Here is an 18,147-nt window from a genome sequence, read left to right on the forward strand (position 1 = left end):
ATCAACGACGACGAGATGGAGACAGGTACAGAACCAGTGGCGGAACCGCAGTCGAGCGAGGGCGCCGGCGTCACGACGGCGGGCGAGAGCGAAGAGCGCGTCCGCGAGGCGTGGACGGACTACGAGTTCGACGGGACGCCGAAACTCGCCGTCGAGGACCTGGACGTGTGGTACGGCGACGACCACGCGCTGAAGGGCGTCTCGATGGACATCCCCGAGAACTCCGTGACGGCGCTCATCGGTCCCTCGGGGTGTGGGAAGTCGACGTTCCTGCGGTGTCTCAACCGCATGAACGACCGCATCAAGGCCGCCCGCGTCGACGGGTCGGTCGAACTCGAGGGGACCGAAATCTACGACCCCAACGCCAACCTCGTCGAACTGCGCAAGCGCATCGGGATGGTGTTTCAGTCCCCGAACCCCTTCCCCAAGTCCATCCGGGAGAACATCTCCTACGGCCCGCGCAAGCACGGGGACATCGAGAAGGGACTGCTCGCGCGCCTGTTCGGCCGCGACGACACCGAGGCCGAGTACGACCTCGTCGAGCGCTCGCTGAAGCAGGCGGCGCTCTGGGACGAGGTCAGCGACCGACTCGACGACAACGCCTTGGGCCTCTCGGGGGGACAACAGCAGCGACTCTGTATCGCCCGCTGTCTCGCCGTCGACCCGGAAGTCATCCTGATGGACGAACCGGCCTCGGCGTTAGACCCCATCGCCACTTCGAAGATAGAGGACCTCGTCGAGGAACTCTCGAAGGAGTACACCGTCGTCATCGTCACCCACAACATGCAGCAGGCGGCCCGTATCTCCGACCAGACGGCCGTCTTCCTCACCGGCGGCGAACTCGTCGAGTACGACGACACGGACAAGATATTCGAGAACCCGGAGAGCCAGCGCGTCGAGGACTACATCACCGGCAAGTTCGGATGAGGTCGCCGCATCGCCGCCCGCGCAACCTCTGCGCGGGCGTGACCGACACGACATCCCTGACTATGGAAACACGCAAGATACAGCAGGTCGGTGGCGGCACCTACACCGTCTCGCTCCCGAAACAGTGGGCGGAAGCGGCCGACATCGATACCGGGTCGGTCGTCAGCCTCCACACGCACATCGACGGCCTCCTCGTCGTGCAGGCACAGGAACGCGACCGGGACGGGACCGACGCCCTCTCGGTCGAGGTCCCACACACCGACGCGACGTGTCTCGAACGCGCCCTCCGCGCGGCGTACGCCGCGGGCATCGAGGAACTCGAATTCGACGCGCCGGATGGCTTCACCGACGACCAGCGCCGCGCCGTCGAACGGGTCGCCCGCAACCTCACCGGCGTCACCGTCACCGAGACGACGCCGACGACTATCCACGTGCGGACGCTCTTGGACGCCAGCGAGGTGTCCATCCGCCAGTCGGTCCGGCAACTCCAGTTCGTCGCGCTCTCGATGCACCGGGACGCGACGGCCGCCCTGACGGGGCCGACGACGGTGGACGACCCCGCCGACCGGGACGACCAAGCCGACCGCCTGTACGCGATGGTGGACCGCTACTTCGAGCGCGGCCTCGCCCGCTTGGACGAGATGGATGCGCTGGGGCTGACCCGCTCGGAACTGTTCGTCTGCTGGGTCACGGCCCGCGAACTCGAACGCGTCGCCGACCACGCCGAGCGCATCGCGACCACCGCGGCGGCCATCGACGCCCCCCTCGACGACGAGTGCACCGCGGAGCTAGCGACGCTCGCCGACACCGCTCGCGACATCGTCGAGGACGCGGTCCGGGTGGTCGTCGGCGACGCCGACGTGGGGACGGCCCGCGAGGCCCTGCACACCCGCGACTCGCTCCGTGCCGACATCGAGGCGCTTGACCGCCACCTCTTCGAGGACGGAACCGAGTACCGCCTGACCCACGCCCTCGACAGCGTCGGCCGCACCGCCGAACACGGCGGCAACATCGCCGAACTGGCGCTCAGGACCGCGGTTCGAGACGACGGACTCACCGCGCCCGCCGCCGACCTGCCCGAGAGCCAACTGGCCGAGTGACTCGCCGCCACGCGCCGCGACCCTTCCGCTCGGGCCGCCGAAACAGCCGACTTATCTGCCTGCTTCCCCGTAGCCCTCCCAATGACCGTTCACCACGAGGGACTGACCGTCGATTGGCTGGGGTACGCCACCATCCGCATCGCGGGCGACGACGCAGTCGTCTACACGGACCCGGGCCGCTACGGCGTCCTGACCGGTGAATGGGAACCCCACACCGAGGGCATCGGCCACCCGCCGTCGACTGACTACCGCGCCGAAGACGCCGACGTGGTCTGCGTGACCCACGTCCACCACTACGACCCCGACGGCATCGACCGGGTCGCCAACGAAGACACGACGGTAATTGCTTACGAAGGCATCGACGGTCGCGACGTGGAACGGGACTTAGACCCCATCATGGACCTGCCCTACGAGGTCCGGCAGGTCGGACAGAAAGACCACCTGACCGTCGGCGACGTGGCGGTCTGGTCCTCGCCCGCCTACAACGAACCCGACGGGCCGCACACCCTTCCGGACGGAACGCCGTATCACCCCGAGGGATTCGGCTGTGGGTTCATGGTCGAAGTCGACGGCACGCGGGCGTACTACCCCGGCGACAGCGACGTGCTCCCGGGCCACCGAACCCTCGAGACCTCCCTGTTGTGTCCGCCAATCGGCCCGCGGGCGACGATGGACCGGCACGAGGCCGCCGCCCTCGCCGCCCGCATCGAACCCCGACTGGTGATGCCGGTCCACTACAACACCTTCTCGAACCTCGAAGCCGACTCGCGGGCGTTCGCCGCCGACGTGGCCGAGGCGGGCGTCCCCGTCGTCTTGGACGAGCGCTGACGCGGCAAGACTACGGTCCTCCGGCGTCCATCGCCACCGTGCCCTACGCAGACCTCTCGCACCCGATACGCTCGGGGATGCCCGTCTTCCCCGGTGACCCGCCGGTGTCGCTCGCGCCCCACGCCACCGCCGACGCCGACGGCTACCGCGTCACCGCCGTCGACTGCGGCAGTCACACCGGCACGCACGTCGACGCGCCGAGTCACACGGAATCCGAGGGTCGCCCCATCGACGACGTGCCCGTCTCGCGGTTCGTCTGGGACGCCGTCCGCGTGGACCTGCGGGGCCGTGACCCGCGAACCCCGATTCGGCCCGCCGACCTGCCGACGAGCGACGCCGACGCCGTCGTCCTGCAGACCGGATGGGACGCCCACTGGGGCGACCCCGAGTACTTCGACCATCCGTACCTGACCCCGGCGGCGGCCGACCACTGCGTCGGGCAGGGCTACGACGTGGCTATCGACGCGCTCAACGTCGACCCGACGCCCACCGAGAACGCGACGGGTGACGAACCCGAGGGGTTCCAGGCCCACCACGCGCTGTTGGGGAACGACCGCCTCGTCGTCGAGAACCTCGCGAACCTCGCCAGCGTGCCGGAACGATTCGAACTGGTCGCCGCGCCGCTGAAACTCGCGGACGGCGACGGCGCGCCGGTCCGGGCGTTCGCGCGCTACGACTGACCGTCCCACTTCGCCCATTCACGGTGGGCGCTGGCGACGGCGGCGACTTCGGCGGTGTCGAGACGACCCCGTTCGGTCAGCACCGCCGTCACCGCCTCGGGCGGCGTCACGTCGAAGGTAGGATTCGCCACCGCGAGGTCGGCGTCGCCGTCGTACACCTCGGCCGCGTCGCGGGGTTCGAGGTCGTAGTCGGCCGTCGTCGCCACCTTGTCGGTGGCCGCCACGACGAAGCAGTCGGCGTCCGCGCTCGCCGCGCCGAGGGCCGCCGCGCGGGTTCCGACCTTGTTCACCACGCGTCCGTCCGGGAGGATGCGGTCGGCCCCCACGAGGACGGCGTCGGCGTCCCACTCGGCCAGTTCGAAGGGGAAGGCGGCGTCCGTCGTCACCGTCACCGCCGTCTCGTCGGCCAGTGATTCGGCGACGCCGACGCCTTCGCCGCCGGGCCGGGACTCGGCGACCAACACCGCCTCGGGCGCGGCGTCCCGAATCGCCGTCTCCACCGTGCCGGACCGCGAGAGCGTCGCCACCCGGGCCGGGAGCGTCTCGGCGGCCACTCGGGCGGCCTCACGGTCGCCCGTTATCGCTCGCTCGATACCGTCTCGGGCCGTCGTCTCGACGGCGTCGGGCGTTCGCTCGTCGCTCGCGGCCAGCATGACGCGGTTGACGCGGTTTTCGAGGACGGCCATCGACGGTCGAGCGTGCCTGAGGATTCGAGCGAGCGCCGCTAGCCCATCCCAGTCGTCGCGCTCGCGTTCTGCGCGCTCCACTTCGTCGGCCCGTCGTCCCTCGGCGGCGAGCGCCGCTTCGTCGCGCAGCACCTCCAGCGCCCGCAGCGAGAGCCACGCCGACCCGTGGGTCCGGTCGTCTCTGACAGTCGCCACTCGCGGCCGCACTCGGTCGTAGGATGTCCACAGTCGGGGGACCGTCTCCCGGCGGAGTATCTCCGGCGGATGGACCCACGCCGTTTCGACCGTCTCCTCGTTGGTCGTGACCGCCCGCGATGCACAGTCGAACAGGAAGGGATTGACCAGCCACCGCGTCCCGCGCGCCTCGTCGTCGACCGGAAACGGGTCGCCCGCCGCGACGAGCGTCGCCGCGTCGGCCAGTCCGGTCTCCTCCGCGATTTCGGCGCGGGCGGCCGTCTCCGGGTCCCGGTCCGTGTCCGCGTCGTCGGCGACGTGTCCGGCGACACCGCCCCACTTCCCGGGGTACGACCCGACGGCGTCGCTCCGGCGCAGGAGCAGTACCTCGCCGTCGTTCCGGAGGAAGCAGGTGACGACGGCGCGTTCGTCCATATCTGTCTCTCGACCCGCCGCCCCAATCAACCTACGGGCCGATTCCGTCGAGTAGCGCGTCCACGTCGGCCGCGTCGTTGAACACGTGTACCGACGCTCGAACCGCTTCGGGGTGGGGGAGCGACCGCACCACGATGCCGCGGTCGGCGAGGCGTTCGACGGTCGCCTCGGGGTCGTCGACGCCGAATGTCACCAGCCCCGACTCGTAGGACGCGGGACTCATCAATCGGTCGCCGAGGCCGTCTTTCAGGCGGTCGGTCAGTCGTTCCACCCGAGATTGGACGGTGTCGAGGCCGACGGCCTCGATGGTCTCGATGGCTTCTGCGAGGGCGACGTAGGGCGCTGGCGAGGTCGTCCCGACTTCGAACCGCCGCGCCCCCTCGTGGTAGGTGTATTCCTCGGCGTCCATGTCCTCGACGCTTCGGTAGCCGATACGGGTCTGCCGGAGACGCTCGTACGCGTCGGGGTCGACGTACAGCATTCCCGCCCCCCAAATCCCCAACAGCCACTTGTGGCCCGCTGTCGCCACGAAATCCGCGCCCCACTCGGTCACGTCGACGGGGTGTTGGCCGACCGACTGGACGGCGTCGACGAGTACCTGTGCGCCCGCCTCGTGGGCGATGTCCACGACTTCCGAGACGGGGAGCCGAGTCCCGTGGGTCCACGTGAGCGAACTCAGGACGACGAGACGGGCGTCCGCGACGGCGGTTTTCACGTCGTCCATGTCGAGTCGCCCTCGCTCGGTTTCCAGCACCCGAACCTCGACGTCGTGGGTATCGGCCAGTCGGTCCCAGGGGAGCGTCCCGGCGGGATGTTCGAGGTCGGTGCGGACGACCACGTCACCCGGCCGCCAGTCGATAGCGCTGGCGACGAGGTTGACGGCGTCGGCGGTGCTCCGGGCGAATGCGAGGTCCTCGGGCCGCGTGCCGAGGTGTCCGGCGGTGACCTCCCGAGCGGCCGTCATCGCGTCGAACGCCACCGGATACGGTCCCGCTCCGGCGGGCGCTTCGAATGCGTGGCGTTCGAGGAAGTCCGTCGCCGCGCCGACGACGTTCCGGGGACTCGGGCCGCTCGCTCCCGTGTTGCAGTACGTACACCGGTCCAGCGCGGGAATCGACGCGCGAAGCTCCGCGGGGTCCATACCGCTTCAACGCGGCCCGCCGTCTTGAGCGCTGTGCGTGTCGCCGCGGTCACAGCGACGCGCCGACGAACCCGCCGAGGGCGACGCCGACCAGCGCGACGGCCAGCGTCCCGCCAGCGTACAGCGCGGCCTGCCGCGGATACCCCAGTTCGGCCAACCGAACCGTCTCGAAGGCGAACGACGAGAACGTCGTGAACGCGCCGCAAAATCCGGTACCGACGGCGAGTGCGACCGATTCGCCGACCGGCGCGGCCACGAGCGCACCCAGCAGCACGCTCCCCAACACGTTCACGGCCAGCGTGTCCGCCCGGTTGCGTTCGAGTCGCGTCCCGACGAGGTGGCGGCCGAGCGCACCGGTCATCCCGCCGACGCCGACGAGCAACAGCGGATTCACGACACCCACCTCGCGACGAGGCGGCCGAGGACGACGGCGAGGAAACCGAGCGCGTAGTTGGCGACGACGTTCGTCACCGCGAGCGCCGGCGAGAGTGAACTCGTCTGGACGGCGAACGTACTGTAGGTGGTAAACGAGGAGAGAAAGCCGGTACCGAGGACGAGTCGCGTCTCCGCCGAGAGCACGTCGGCGAGGTGGGCCTCGTACAGCAACACTCCGAGCGCGAAACTCCCCGCGACGTTCACGAGGAGCGTCCCGACGACGGCCCCGTCGAGGGCCGCGAGCGGCGGTGAGGCGACCGCTACCGAGTGCCGGAGAATCGCACCGGCGAAGCCGCCGACGGCGACGAGAAAGAGCGGTTCGGCCCGCGAGAGGGCGTGTGACTCGGTCATCACGCACCTCTCTCGGACGGTGGTACTCGTCAGTTGCGATGTGGTCCACGCGCGTTGAGTCACGCCCGGTCGACGGCCGACGCGCGCGGACTCTCGCCGCCGTGTGGCGTCCGTCGCTCGCGGACCTGCACGTGGTGAGTCGACTCCGTGGCGTCGTCGACGACCAACGCCTCCCCCGTCGCGGCCGGAAGTCGGGTTTCGAGGCTCCCGTCGAGGTACGTCGGCCGAGCGTCGGCGAGTGCGTCGATGTCGGCCTCGCTGGTCAGTCGATGCGCTAGCAGCAGGTCCGCCTGCGAGATGGCAACAGCGGGCAGGGCGCTCGGCCGCTGGGTCGCCAGCCAGCAACTGACGCCGGGGTGTCGTCCCTTCGTCAGCAACCGTCGGAGCGCCGCCGAAGCCACCCCGTGAGTGAACGTGTGCGCCTCGTCGACGAACAGCCACGGCAACCGTCCCGACCCACCCGAAATTCGCGCGTCGTAGAGCGAATCCGCGACGGCCGCGAGGACGGCGTTTGCGGGCGCGGAGTCCACGCCCGCGAGATTCAGGACCGTCACGTCGGGACCACAGAGCGTTTCGGTAGCCAGTCCCGCCGCGTCGAACACGCCCCACGACGCCGCGAGCGTCAGGTGGTTGCGCGCCGCGCGACGCACGGCCGGGTCGGCGTCCGCGTCGTCGACGAAGGCTCGCATCGCCGCCAGCGTCTCGCTCGTCGTCGCCGCCTGCCACACCAGCGCGCCGGTCCCGCTCTCCGGCGAGAGGGCGAGGAGCGAACACCAGCGACGCGGGCCGAGTGCGTCCGCTCGGACGCGAGGCGTGACCACCGAAGCGTCGACTGCGGACCCCGCGAGCGACTCGAAGGTTCCCATCGGGTCGACGACCACGGGTGCGACGCCGTCGACGCTCGCGACGCCTTCGAGGAGGACGCCCAGCGTGTACGTCTTGCCCGACCCGCGCTTCCCGACGACGAGGCCCGCGTGCGGGCGGTCAGCGTCGACGGCGACGGGCGCGCCGTGACTCCCGTCCCGCGCCCGGTAGTGGCCGAGCGACGCCGTCGGTCCCTGCCCGCCGTCGCGTCCGATGACGACCATACCGCCGCTGGTCTCGCCTTGGTACTTGAACCGTCGGCCGAGGGTTCAAGTGCGGTGCCGGGACCACCCCGTGCCATGAGCGACTCACTGTGGAGCGACGAGCGGGCTATCGAAGGACTCCCCATCAGACTGGTCATCGCGCTGGTGGTCGGCGTGGCCTGTCTGAGCGTGATGATGAGCACCATCTCGGGTATCGAGACGTTGCAGGTGACCGAAGTCGACGTGGAACCTCACCCCGAGGTGACGACGCCCGGCGACGGCGAGGTGACCGTCACCGTCGTCGACCCGGAGGGTGCGCCGGTCGCCGACGCCACCGTCGTCGCCAAGAGCGGGACGGCGACGCTGTCACAGGTGGCGACGGCCGAGACGGGACCGCGGGGGAACGCCACCCTCTCGCTGTCGCCGTCGCTCGGCGCGAACCAACAGGACGGCACGGTCGTCTTCGAGGTGAAGCCCCCGGCGGGCAGCAGCTATCAGGACGGGCGGTCGAACACGGACTTGCTGGTCGTGGCCGCTTAGTCCCAGTCTATCCAGTCTTGCTCCCACCCGGTGCGGGACTGGGCCTGTCGGCGGGCGTGTTCGCGGTCCTCGCGCTGGGTCCGGTTGCGCTCGACGGTGTCGGCCTGTTCGCCCTCGACGAGCATCGGCTGGAAGGCGACGCTCCCGAGACGCTGGACCTCGCGGTCGGCGGTGACCGTCGCGAGCGTCTGCTCGCGCCCGCCGAGCGGCATCACGAGACGGCCGTCGTCGGCCAGTTGCGAGACGAGCGCCCGCGGCGGTTCGATGGCGGCGGCCTCCAGCAGCACGCGGTCGTACGGTGCGTACTCGGGCAGGCCGTCCGCGCCGTCGCGGCGGTCCACGAGGACGGCCTCGTACCCCGCCTTCGCGAGGTTCTGCCGGGCGTCGTAGACGAGGCGGCGGGTGATGTCGATGGCCTGCACTCGCTCGGGGCCGACGTGTTCGGCGAGGACGGCGGCGGTGTAGCCGACGCCCGCGCCGACCACGAGCACGTCGTCGTCCGGGTCCGGGTCGAGCGCCTCCAGCAGGCGTGCGGCGGTACTCGGCGAGAGGACGCGGGTTCCGAGTCGCTCGAACGGTCGGTCCGAGTAGGCTTCCTGTTCGCCGACGAACGCCTCGCGCGGGACCGACCGCATCGCCGCCGACAGCCACTCGCTCTGGACGACGCCCTTGCTGTCGTGTTGCAGGCTGTCGACCATATCGCCGCGCAGTACCGCCGGGTCCATATCCGAGATTCCCGCCGGAAGTATAAGAATGACGCGCCCGCCGCCGGGCGGAAAACCGACCTACCGGAGGGTGCTCACCACGCCGACCACGCGGTCGACGTCTCGTCGCGGACGTACAGGCGGTTGATGTCCTTCGCGAAGGCCATGTCGCCGTCGAAGTCCATCTTCTCGTGCTCGTAGCCGTGGGCGTCGTCGCGGACGTGGATGCCCTCGACGGTGAACTCCTCGTCGCCGAAGGTGTCGGTTTCGCCGACGACGAACTCGTAGTCGCCGGGGACCTGCAGTTTGAAGCTCTCGGTCTCGTCATGACGGCCGTTCTTCGGGTGCATCGTGACGTTGACGGCCACGTTCCCGACGGCGCGACTCCAGATGGTCTGGACGGCCTCGGCCGAGGCCTCGTCCTCGCGACCCTCGGCCGTCTCCAGACTCGTGATGCGGACGGTCATGATGGCTTCCTCGGTCTCCAGCAGGAACTCCTCGCCGACGGCGAGCGTCTCCTCCTCGGGCACGTCGACTTTCGCGCTGAACGAGTCGCCGTCTTGGGAGACGACCACGTCGCGTTCGAGGGTGGTGTCCTCGGGAATCTGTTCCTTGTGGACGTGGTCGCAGTCGGTACACCTGACGGTGACGTGTCCACCGGGCTTGAGCACCTCGTGGACGGTTTCGACGTCCGGCGAGCAGGCCGGACACGGGAGCGCGATACGCTCTCCGGGTGTAGCGTCGGTCATACGCCCCGCTTGACGGGCCGGGCGTAAATGGTCGTCGGCACGGATTGGGGCTTGCGTGGCCCTCTCACGGACCGTAGGAAGTCTCGTTCGGGTGAGCGGGCGGCCGCTCACTCACCACGGGGAAGCGACACTTCCTCGCCGTCCGCGTACACGGTCGGTTCTCTCAGAATCCCGTCGAGGTGGATGGGCGCGTGGGTGTCGCCGCCGATGGCGTGGTCGTCGCCGATGGCGATGTGGACGGTTCCCCCCGCTTTCTCGTCCAGCAGGACCGACCCCACGAGGTCGGTGACGGCGACGTTCGTGCCGATGCCCAACTCGGCGAGGTTGTAGGCGTCCCGACCGACTTCTTCGGCGGCCGTCTCGATTTGCTCGCGGATGTCGTCGTCGCTGATGTCGGTGACGTAGCCGTCCTCGACTTCGAAGCGGAGTTCGCGGCCGTCCAGTTTCCCGTGGGGTCGCATCGTCCCGTCGACGACGAACGTGCCGTCGGCGGTTTCGGGCGCGAGGAACACCTCTCCGGCGGGGAGATTCGACATCTCGCCGGGTTCGTGGACGATACCGGTATCGAGGTTCCACTCGCGGGACCCGACGCCGAAGGTGATGTCCGTGCCCTGCGGCGAGGTGACGCGAATCTCGGCGGCGTCTTCGACCTGTGCGAGGACGTCCTCGCAGTGCTGTCGGATGGCCTCGTAGTCGGCGTCCAGCCCCATCAGGAAGACGCCCTCGGTGATGCCCGGCAGCGTCGCGACCCGCGCCCCGGCGGCGTTGGCCTCGCTGCGGGCCTCGGTGTGACTCAGGCTCTTGGTCGTCGGCGCGAGCACCACGTCGGCGGTGGCCATCGCACCGGCCACCGGCGCGGGGGGTTCCTCGCCGTGTTGGTCGCCCGGCGGATACCGGAGAAAGACCGTGTCGTCGGTGATTTCGGCGGCGACCCGGTACAGCGCCTCCCCGATGGCCTTTCGCTTGTCGTCGGTGACGACGGCACACGACTCGTCTGGCTGGAGGTTCATGCACTGCTTGACCGCCGTCTCGGCGGGGACGCGGAGCGAGGAGTTGTCCATACACCCGCGTCGTCCTCGGCGGGATTAACTCTTGGTGGGACGGGGCGGACGTGAGTCGAACGCGGGCCTGAACCGGCGATGCGTCGTCGGGACGCTGTTCCAGTTGCTGGCGTTTCTCGGGGGTGTCGTGTTGCCGTCTCTCCTCGCCCACTGACGCTCGGCCCTGCACCGAAGGCATAAGCCGTGCCGTCGGACACCGCTCAACCGAACAATCGGATGGTCGTCACCCGACTCGACACGTCCTGTTGGCGACGAACGAACGGTTAGCGACCGCAGAGTGGGGACTCCCTCTCCCGAGTAGTTAAGCGGAATCGATGAGGAAATGTAGCCATGTCGACTAATTCGACGCAGCTCGACAGTCGGGCGTTCGGACTGGCGTGTGGTCTCCTCTGGGCCTGCGGGGTAGTCGTCCTCGGTATTACGGCCCGATTCGGCTGGGGGAAGCGCTGGGAGCGACTGTTGGCGGACGTGTACCGCGGCTACAACGAAACGACGACCGGATTGCTCGTCGGCGCTGTCTGGGCGTTCGTCGACGGGTTCACCGGCGGCTACGCGTTCGCGTGGCTCTACGACCGGCTTCGATGACGCCGGGTCGACGGCCGCACGAACGGCCTACTCCTGTTCGGGGGCCGGGTCGATGAGGACGGACGCCTCGCCGCTGATGACCGTCGTGTCCGTCTCGTCGACCTCCTCGATTTCGAGGCGGTAGCGGTCGTTCCCGAGGTTGGCGATGATTTCACACCGCGCCCTCACTCGCTCGCCGACTTCGACGGGCGCGCTGTAGGTCACCGTCTGACTGAGGTAGATGACGAGTCCCGGAAGCTTCGACAGCGCCGCGCTGATGACGCTCGACGCCAGCGCCCCGTGGACGATGCGGCGGCCGAATCGGGTCTGTTCGGCGAACCGCTGGTCGAGGTGGAGTCGGTTCATGTCGCCGCTGACCTCGGCGAACAGTTCGAGGTCGCGTTCCGAGATGGACTTACTGAAGGTGACCACGTCGCCGACGGAGACGCCGGGCGGACTCTCGTCGTCGTAGTCGTACTCCCACTCGCGTTCCTCGGCTACGAGCGATTCATCGGGCCGTGCCACGGCGCTACTCGGGAGGTACGGCGCGAGGTCGTCGGCGCGGAGCAAACCGACGACCCGGTCGCCCTCCATCACGAGCGCCTGATTCACGTCGTGGTCGTACAGTGTCTCGGCCCCCATCTGAATCGGCGCGGACGCGGATACCGTGATGACTGGGTGGGACATGATGCGCTCGGCGGTAATCTCGTCGATGGCGTCGCCCGTCGTGAGCGAACCGATAACGTCCATTCGCGTGATGACACCGACCGGGTCCTCGTCGCGGCAGACGACTATCGCGCCGTGTCCCATCGACTGAAACCGCGCCGCGAGTTCGTCTAACGGGGTGTCGACGGAGACGATCTCGACCGGCGCCTGCATGATCTCTCGGACGATTATCGGGACGACCATGCTCTCGCTATTGCCTCAAACTACTAACCTTTTCACCGTGAGTGCCGTGGTATCAATTGTCGGTGAGTACAACTATCCGAGTTAATTTCTTCAATTATTTTCCGTAAGGAATATACTGTCTCCCGGAGAACGGACGTGTATGCTCCACGTGGGCATCAACGGCTTCGGCACCATCGGCAAGCGGGTCGCTGACGCGGTGCGTGTCCAGCCTGATATGACGGTCGCTGGCGTCTCAAAACGCTCTCCGAACTTTGAAGCAACCATCGCACGGGACCGCGGCTACGACCTCTACGCCGCGAGCGAAGACGGCCGAGAAGCCTTCCACGACGCGGACCTCCCGACCGCTGGGGCGGTACACGACCTCGTCGAGGCCAGCGACGTCGTCGTGGACACGACGCCCGGCGGCGTCGGCGCGACCAACGCCACCCTCTACGCGGACCACGACACGCCCGCCATCTTCCAGGGCGGCGAATCGCCCGACGTGGCCGACGTGAGTTTCGTCGCCCGCGCGAACTACGACACCGCCGTCGGTGCCGACACCGCCCGCGTCGTCTCCTGTAACACGACGGGACTCTCGCGACTCTTCGCCCCCCTCGAAGAGAACTACGGCATCGAGAAGGCGCGGGTGACGCTCGTCCGCCGCGGCGGCGACCCGGGCCAGACGAGTCGCGGCCCCATCAACGACACCCTACCGGACCCCGTCGAGATTCCCTCCCACCACGGGCCGGACGTGCAGACGGTGTTCCCCGACCTCGACATCGACACGATGGGGATGAAGGTGCCGACGACGCAGATGCACACCCACAGCGTCAACGTCACGCTGGAGTCGGCCCCGAGCGCCGAGGAAGTCCGCTCGCTGTTGTCTCGCGAGTCCCGCCTGTTCCTCATCCCCGAGACGCTGGGCATCGACGGGGCGGGTAAACTCAAAGAGTACACACGCGACGCGGGCCGCCCCCGCGGCGACGTGTGGGAGAACTGCATCTGGGCCGAATCGGTCACTGTCGAGGGCCGCGACCTCTACCTGTTCCAAGCCATCCACCAGGAGGCCGACGTGGTCCCCGAGAACATCGACGCCGTCCGGGCGCTCTCGGAACGGACCGCGAGCGCTCGGCAGAGTATCGAACGGACCAACGACGCCCTCGGCGTCGGCCGCGGCCTCGTCCAACACGAGGAGGGCGAGATTCCGAAGGCCGACAGCATCGCCGACGACTGACTACGGTTCGTGGAACCGTAACTCGCCGCTGTCGGTGTCCAGCGTCGCCACCGAGAACGGGTCCGGCGCGGGCGGGATGGCGATGCCGCCGGGGTTGATTCGCACCGTCCCCTCGTACTCCTCCGTCCCGGCCTGATGCGTGTGTCCGTGACAGACGTAGTCGTAGGTCCCGCACTCGACCAGTGCGTCGACGATAGCGCCGCTGGTGCCGTGATACACCGCGAACTCCTCGCCACCGAGGGTCAGTTCCCCCATCTCCCCGAGATACGTCCCGAACTCGGCGACGGTCGATTCGAGCGCCCACTCGCCGTCGTTGTTCCCGCGGACGGCGTAGAAGTCCCAGTCGCCGTCGAACGGCGACGCGGAGAAGGGCGCGACGAAGTCCCCGCAGTGGACGACCGTTTCCACGCCGTGGCGCTCGAACGTCTCGACGCTTTCGGCGACCAGTCCCGTGTTGTCGTGCGTATCGGAGACGATACCGACCTGCATGAGAGAGGGTTCTCCGGGCGGCCACAAGAACGTACCCCCGAGGGCGTATCCGCGGGGCTTTTGTCGCCGAGCGGCGAACGGTGCGCAATGGCACAGGGCATCCTCGACACGCTGGGACTCGCGGCGGTCCTCGTCCTCGCGGCCCCCATCGCGCTGTTCGGGTTCGAGCACGTCGTCCGCGGCGACCTCGTGATGGGCGGCGTCTACCTCGGCGTCGCCGCGGGGCTGATTCTCGTCGAGCAGTACCTCACCACGCCGACGGACCTCCCCGGGATGGTCGCAGAGAAGACGGTCGGCGCGGTCGTCAAGACCGACGACTCGACCGACGAGGACTAAGGCTCCGAGCGCCAGCGGTCGGGGTCGTCGGCCGCGAGGTACTCGGTCAACAGCGACGGGAAGTTCCGGCCTTTCAAGTATCGAAGCCCGAAGTCCTCCGCCCAGTTGATGATGCCTTGGTCCTCCGTGACGACACCGGCGTCCAGTTCCTTCGCGAGCATCAGCAAGTCGAAGTCCTCCCGCGAGTCGAGGACGCCCCGGCGGAGGGTGTTGCGGTACTCGTCGCGCAGGTCCGAGATGACCTTGTCGACGGCGGTCATGTGGTCGTGTTCCTCGACGGTCTCCGCGCGGGACTCCTCGGCCTTTCGCACGGCCTTCTCGGAGACGCGCAGGCCGCGGTCCACCCGGTCGGACATCTCGTCGATGAACTTGTAGACGAGGTCGGCCGGAACCATCACCTCGTGGTGGGCCGGTGACTTGGTGATGACCCACGTGTCGAGTTTCGTCAGTACGTCGTCGTCGACCCCGCGGTCGTCCAGCATCGTCGTCAACTCCGACTTGATCGACGGCGGCATGTAACACGAGATGTTGTGTATCTGCTTGGCCGCCGCGATGAGTTCCAGGAGGTCCCGACATGCGGTCTCCACGTCCTGGTCCGACCCGCGAATCTCCGTCGTGAGAAACAGCGATGTGTCGAGGACGAACCGTTGCTTGAGCGGACGGTCTGCCATACCGGGAGTAGACCGCCTGTGCACAAAGGTATGCTGTCGGTATCCCGACCGACAGTTTTAGTCATTACGGCAACAATTAGAGGCATGGCTCGCGACTGGGCTGCCGTCTTCGACCTCGGTGACACCGCGGTCGCGGACCTGCTGGAACACTTCCACCAGCGGTGGTTTCGCGGGCGGCGCTACCGCCACCTGTCCGACGCTCGCCACGGCGTCGAACGCGGGACGGCTATCGTCGGCGACGTGGTCGTTCGCGGCTACCCGTCGATGTCGCGCGCCCTCGTCCTCGAACCCGCCGTCGATCAGCGGTTCGACGGCCCGGTCGCCGTCGAGGAGAAACTCAACGGCTACAACGTCCGCGTCGCCCGAATCGACGGCGACGTGATGGCGTTCACGCGGAGCGGGTTCGTCTGCCCGTACACGACCGCCCACGTGGAGCGAGCGGTCGACACCGCCGACTTCTTCGACGACTTCCCCGAGCGGATGCTCTGTGGCGAACTCGTCGGCCCCGAGAACCCGTACACCGACCACGACTACCCGGAGGTCGAGAACGCGGCCTTCTACGTCTTCGACGTCCGTCACCGCGAAACCGGCGACCCGATGCCGGTCGAGCGCCGCCGTGATATCTGCGTCGCCTACGACTTCGCTGCGGTTCGGCACTACGGCACGTTCTCGCCCGCGGCGGCGGCCGCGACGGCCATGGTCGCGGTCCGCGACCTCGATGCCCGCGGCCGCGAAGGGGTGGTGCTGAAGTCCGCCGACGGCGAGCGAGCGCTGAAGTACACCACGAGCGCTATCCACCGCGCCGACCTCGAGCACGCCTTCTCGCTCCCGTTCGACTACGGCCAGTCGTTCCTGTTCACCCGGGTCATGCGCGAGGCGTTTCAGGCCGTGGAGTTCGACGAACGGCCCGAAGCGACGCGCGAACGCGCACAGAAACTCGGCGAGGCAATCTTGCGCCCCGCCGTCGAGACGATTCGGGCCGTCGAAGACGGCGCTCCGGTCGGCGAGACCCACACCGTCCGGGCGGACCCGGCGGTACTCGACGCGTTACTGTCGTACTTCGAGGACCGAGGACTCGAACTGGTCGTCGAGCGAGACGACATCGAAGGCGGGGAGCGCGTCGTCCGCTTTACGAAGGTCGCGCGGTCGACGCTGGATACGACGCGGTACTACTTGGGCGGCGGGACCGTCGACGAGTAGTCGGTCTCAGTCGGCGACGATGGCGTCGCCTGCCTCGTCCAGCAGTTCGTCGATGGAGCGGTCGCTCGGTTCGTTCTCCAGCAACACGTCGATGGGGAGGGTCGGCGCGCCGTCGATGAGATTCTCCATGAGGACGAGGCGCTCGCGGGCACGGGACATCCCGACGTAGAAGACGCGGCGCTCGTTGTCGGTCAGGGTCGGGACCGGACTCGTGTGTTTGGTGAACTCGTCGACACCGGGCACCTCGATGCCCTGTTGGTCGACGGTGGCGGCCATCTGCTCGACCACTTTCTCGGTGAGGTCGGTGGCGACGAACACGTGGTCGGCCTCGCGCCCCTTCGCGGAGTGAATCGTCCCGAGGCGGACGCGGTCGGGGTCCATCCCGCGGTAGTCGCCCTTGAAGTAAGCGTCGACGGTCCGCTCTTGGAAGTTGGTCACCTTCCGGAGCATGTCCGAGGCCGACGCAGTGTCGGGGGCGAACGGGACGTGGTCGGTGACCACGTCGGGTTCGATTTCGATTTCGGCGATGTCGTCCTCCACGCTGTCGTCCTCGATGTCCTCCAAGGCGTCGAAGAAGTCGTCGCGCTCGCCGGTCCCGAAGGCGGAGTCGACGAGCATATCGGCGAGGCGGCGCGCCTCCAGCAGCGAGAGCGATTCGTCGTTCTCGATGGCCTCCACGCCGTTGACGTACTGGGTCAGGCGGTCGGTCCACATCCGCTGGTCGGTCAGACAGGAGAAGGGGATGCCGTCGCCGATGAACTCGTCGATGAACTGGAACATCTGGTAGCGCGCCCGGAACAGCACCATCACCGTCTCGTCGGACTGCTCGACGGTGCCCTTGACGTTGCGGACGAGGTTGAACATCGAGGGGTTCTGGACCGCTTCGACGCGGCCGCCTTCCTTACGCGGATTCAGGTCCTTCTCCTGGCGTTTCTCGATGTGGCGCACCTCGCGGTTGACGACGTTGAGGATGCGCGAGGGCAGTCGGTAGGAGTTGGGCAGAATCTCGTCCTGGGTCACGTCCTCCTCCAGCAGGAGGTCTGGGTCCGCGCCCTGCCACGCGTAGACGACCTGGTCGTCGTCGCCCGCGATGAGGACCCGCTTCATGTGGGGCTTCCACTCCTGATACACGTCGTACTGCAGGGTCGTGATGTCCTGGAACTCGTCGATGATGAGGTAGTCGACGTTCGGGAGCAAGGAGCGCTGGGCGACGCGTTCGAGCATGTCGGCGAAGCCGATGACGTCGTTGTCGCCCTTGTAGGTCCGCCAGCCACGGATGGCGTTGGGCACGTCCACGCGGTCGTCGTCGGTCGGCCACGTCGGCGTGTACTTGTTGCCGGTCTGGGCGTTGTCGTCTATCTCCGGCGGGAGACGGACCTCCTCGTCGTCCCATTTAAACGGCACGTCGTACCAGTCCGAGACGTCCCGGCGGGTCCGCTGGAGCCACTGACTCGTCGCGATAATCTTGTTCCCGAGCGTCGTCGACCGGGCCGACCGTCGACGGGACCCCTCGTACTCGTCCTCGTAGTCGAGGCCGAACTGGTCGCAGAACTCCTCTTTGTCCGACTCGCCGACCACGTCGCCACGCGAGAGGTTCAGCAGTTCGTAGGCCTTCGCGTGCATCGTACAGACGTTTCCGCGGAGCGCCCGCGGGCTCACGTCGAGTCGTTCGGCGAGGCGGTCACGAATCTCGGCGGCCGCGGCGCGCGTGTACGAGACGACCAGTACGTCCCGGAAGTCGACGTCGTCCTCTTCGAGGATGCCCTCGACTCGGTCCAGCAGTGCCGTGGTCTTCCCGCTTCCCGGCCCACCGAACAGACGGATAACCTCGGTGGTCGAATCAGTCATTGCACATGTAGTAGGCCCCCGCACCAATAAACGACGTGC

Annotated in this window: 21 protein-coding genes; 9 read left to right on the plus strand and 12 right to left on the minus strand. The window is 68.1% G+C overall.

Annotated features, from left to right (window positions below; genetic code table 11):
• The first annotated feature begins 15 nt into the window (after positions 1 to 15).
• The 4 genes from pstB (at position 16) to NJQ44_RS02755 (ending at position 3,535) form a co-directional block, all read left to right on the plus strand.
• On the plus strand, positions 16 to 927 hold the full coding sequence (pstB, locus tag NJQ44_RS02740) for a phosphate ABC transporter ATP-binding protein PstB (protein ID WP_431357797.1): 912 nt from the start codon (positions 16 to 18) through the stop codon (positions 925 to 927).
• 62 nt (positions 928 to 989) lie between these two features.
• Entirely contained in the window at positions 990 to 2,027 is a 1,038-nt protein-coding gene (locus NJQ44_RS02745; RefSeq protein ID WP_254273156.1) for a phosphate signaling complex PhoU family protein, read from the plus strand.
• An 81-nt stretch (positions 2,028 to 2,108) separates the two neighbouring features.
• On the plus strand, positions 2,109 to 2,855 hold the full coding sequence (locus tag NJQ44_RS02750) for an MBL fold metallo-hydrolase (RefSeq protein ID WP_254273157.1): 747 nt from the start codon (positions 2,109 to 2,111) through the stop codon (positions 2,853 to 2,855).
• Between the two features lie 38 nt (positions 2,856 to 2,893).
• Entirely contained in the window at positions 2,894 to 3,535 is a 642-nt protein-coding gene (locus tag NJQ44_RS02755; RefSeq protein ID WP_254273158.1) for a cyclase family protein, read from the plus strand.
• Here the strand turns inward: NJQ44_RS02755 and NJQ44_RS02760 are convergent.
• The 5 genes from NJQ44_RS02760 to NJQ44_RS02780 are packed head-to-tail and all read right to left on the minus strand — an operon-like array spanning position 3,526 to position 7,845.
• Entirely contained in the window at positions 3,526 to 4,830 is a 1,305-nt protein-coding gene (locus tag NJQ44_RS02760; protein ID WP_254273159.1) for an eIF2B alpha/beta/delta subunit family protein, read from the minus strand. The two genes, NJQ44_RS02755 and NJQ44_RS02760, sit on opposite strands and share 10 nt — an antisense overlap.
• A 31-nt stretch (positions 4,831 to 4,861) precedes the next feature.
• Positions 4,862 to 5,971, minus strand: a complete 1,110-nt coding sequence (locus NJQ44_RS02765; protein WP_254273160.1) for an aminotransferase class V-fold PLP-dependent enzyme — start codon at positions 5,969 to 5,971, stop codon at positions 4,862 to 4,864.
• 49 nt (positions 5,972 to 6,020) lie between these two features.
• A complete protein-coding gene (locus NJQ44_RS02770) occupies positions 6,021 to 6,365 on the minus strand; it encodes a fluoride efflux transporter FluC (protein ID WP_254273161.1) in 345 nt (114 codons plus the stop codon).
• A complete protein-coding gene (locus NJQ44_RS02775; RefSeq protein ID WP_254273162.1) occupies positions 6,362 to 6,757 on the minus strand; it encodes a fluoride efflux transporter FluC in 396 nt (131 codons plus the stop codon). Before NJQ44_RS02775 ends, NJQ44_RS02770 begins: the two co-directional genes overlap by 4 nt.
• Before the next feature lie 59 nt (positions 6,758 to 6,816).
• The gene (locus NJQ44_RS02780) at positions 6,817 to 7,845 is read right to left on the minus strand and encodes an ATP-binding protein (RefSeq protein ID WP_254273163.1); all 1,029 of its coding nucleotides are present in this window, start codon (positions 7,843 to 7,845) and stop codon (positions 6,817 to 6,819) included.
• A gap of 75 nt (positions 7,846 to 7,920) precedes the next feature.
• On the opposite strand from NJQ44_RS02780, the gene NJQ44_RS02785 reads away from it, so the two are divergent.
• Entirely contained in the window at positions 7,921 to 8,364 is a 444-nt protein-coding gene (locus NJQ44_RS02785) for a DUF7382 domain-containing protein (RefSeq protein WP_254273164.1), read from the plus strand.
• On the opposite strand, the gene NJQ44_RS02790 is transcribed toward NJQ44_RS02785, so the two are convergent.
• The 3 genes from NJQ44_RS02790 to NJQ44_RS02800 form a co-directional block, all read right to left on the minus strand.
• Positions 8,361 to 9,089 carry a protein-L-isoaspartate O-methyltransferase family protein gene (locus NJQ44_RS02790; protein WP_254273165.1) on the minus strand — a complete coding sequence of 243 codons (729 nt, stop codon included), beginning with the start codon at positions 9,087 to 9,089 and terminating at the stop codon, positions 8,361 to 8,363. The two genes, NJQ44_RS02785 and NJQ44_RS02790, sit on opposite strands and share 4 nt — an antisense overlap.
• A 74-nt stretch (positions 9,090 to 9,163) precedes the next feature.
• The gene (locus NJQ44_RS02795; RefSeq protein WP_254273166.1) at positions 9,164 to 9,817 is read right to left on the minus strand and encodes an HVO_0476 family zinc finger protein; all 654 of its coding nucleotides are present in this window, start codon (positions 9,815 to 9,817) and stop codon (positions 9,164 to 9,166) included.
• 107 nt (positions 9,818 to 9,924) lie between these two features.
• Positions 9,925 to 10,878, minus strand: a complete 954-nt coding sequence (locus NJQ44_RS02800; RefSeq protein ID WP_254273167.1) for an aminopeptidase — start codon at positions 10,876 to 10,878, stop codon at positions 9,925 to 9,927.
• A 330-nt stretch (positions 10,879 to 11,208) separates the two neighbouring features.
• On the opposite strand from NJQ44_RS02800, the gene NJQ44_RS02805 reads away from it, so the two are divergent.
• Positions 11,209 to 11,463, plus strand: coding sequence for a bacteriophage holin (locus NJQ44_RS02805; protein WP_254273168.1), 255 nt, complete (start codon positions 11,209 to 11,211; stop codon positions 11,461 to 11,463).
• A gap of 27 nt (positions 11,464 to 11,490) precedes the next feature.
• Here NJQ44_RS02805 and NJQ44_RS02810 read toward each other — a convergent pair whose 3' ends face one another.
• The gene (locus tag NJQ44_RS02810) at positions 11,491 to 12,351 is read right to left on the minus strand and encodes a CBS domain-containing protein (protein ID WP_254273169.1); all 861 of its coding nucleotides are present in this window, start codon (positions 12,349 to 12,351) and stop codon (positions 11,491 to 11,493) included.
• A 139-nt stretch (positions 12,352 to 12,490) separates the two neighbouring features.
• On the opposite strand from NJQ44_RS02810, the gene NJQ44_RS02815 reads away from it, so the two are divergent.
• Complete coding sequence (locus NJQ44_RS02815) at positions 12,491 to 13,564, plus strand: type II glyceraldehyde-3-phosphate dehydrogenase (RefSeq protein ID WP_254273170.1); 1,074 nt, start codon at positions 12,491 to 12,493, stop codon at positions 13,562 to 13,564.
• Here the strand turns inward: NJQ44_RS02815 and NJQ44_RS02820 are convergent, their stop codons facing one another.
• A complete protein-coding gene (locus NJQ44_RS02820) occupies positions 13,565 to 14,053 on the minus strand; it encodes a metallophosphoesterase family protein (RefSeq protein ID WP_254273171.1) in 489 nt (162 codons plus the stop codon). It lies immediately after the preceding gene.
• 87 nt (positions 14,054 to 14,140) lie between these two features.
• Here NJQ44_RS02820 and NJQ44_RS02825 point away from each other — a divergent pair, with 87 nt between their 5' ends.
• A complete protein-coding gene (locus NJQ44_RS02825) occupies positions 14,141 to 14,389 on the plus strand; it encodes a DUF7533 family protein (protein WP_254273172.1) in 249 nt (82 codons plus the stop codon).
• Here the strand turns inward: NJQ44_RS02825 and NJQ44_RS02830 are convergent.
• Positions 14,386 to 15,060 carry an RNA ligase partner protein gene (locus NJQ44_RS02830; RefSeq protein WP_254273173.1) on the minus strand — a complete coding sequence of 225 codons (675 nt, stop codon included), beginning with the start codon at positions 15,058 to 15,060 and terminating at the stop codon, positions 14,386 to 14,388. The genes NJQ44_RS02825 and NJQ44_RS02830 overlap by 4 nt on opposite strands.
• Before the next feature lie 84 nt (positions 15,061 to 15,144).
• Here NJQ44_RS02830 and NJQ44_RS02835 point away from each other — a divergent pair, with 84 nt between their 5' ends.
• Positions 15,145 to 16,260: an RNA ligase gene (locus NJQ44_RS02835; protein ID WP_254273174.1), complete on the plus strand. Its 1,116-nt coding sequence runs from the start codon at positions 15,145 to 15,147 to the stop codon at positions 16,258 to 16,260.
• A 6-nt stretch (positions 16,261 to 16,266) separates the two neighbouring features.
• Here the strand turns inward: NJQ44_RS02835 and NJQ44_RS02840 are convergent, their stop codons facing one another.
• Positions 16,267 to 18,108 (minus strand): UvrD-helicase domain-containing protein, encoded by a 1,842-nt coding sequence (locus tag NJQ44_RS02840; RefSeq protein ID WP_254273175.1) that lies wholly within the window; start codon positions 18,106 to 18,108, stop codon positions 16,267 to 16,269.
• Between the last annotated feature and the right edge of the window lie 39 nt (positions 18,109 to 18,147).

It is taken from the genome of Haloarcula marina (genome assembly GCF_024218775.1).
Lineage (GTDB): Archaea > Halobacteriota > Halobacteria > Halobacteriales > Haloarculaceae > Haloarcula > Haloarcula marina.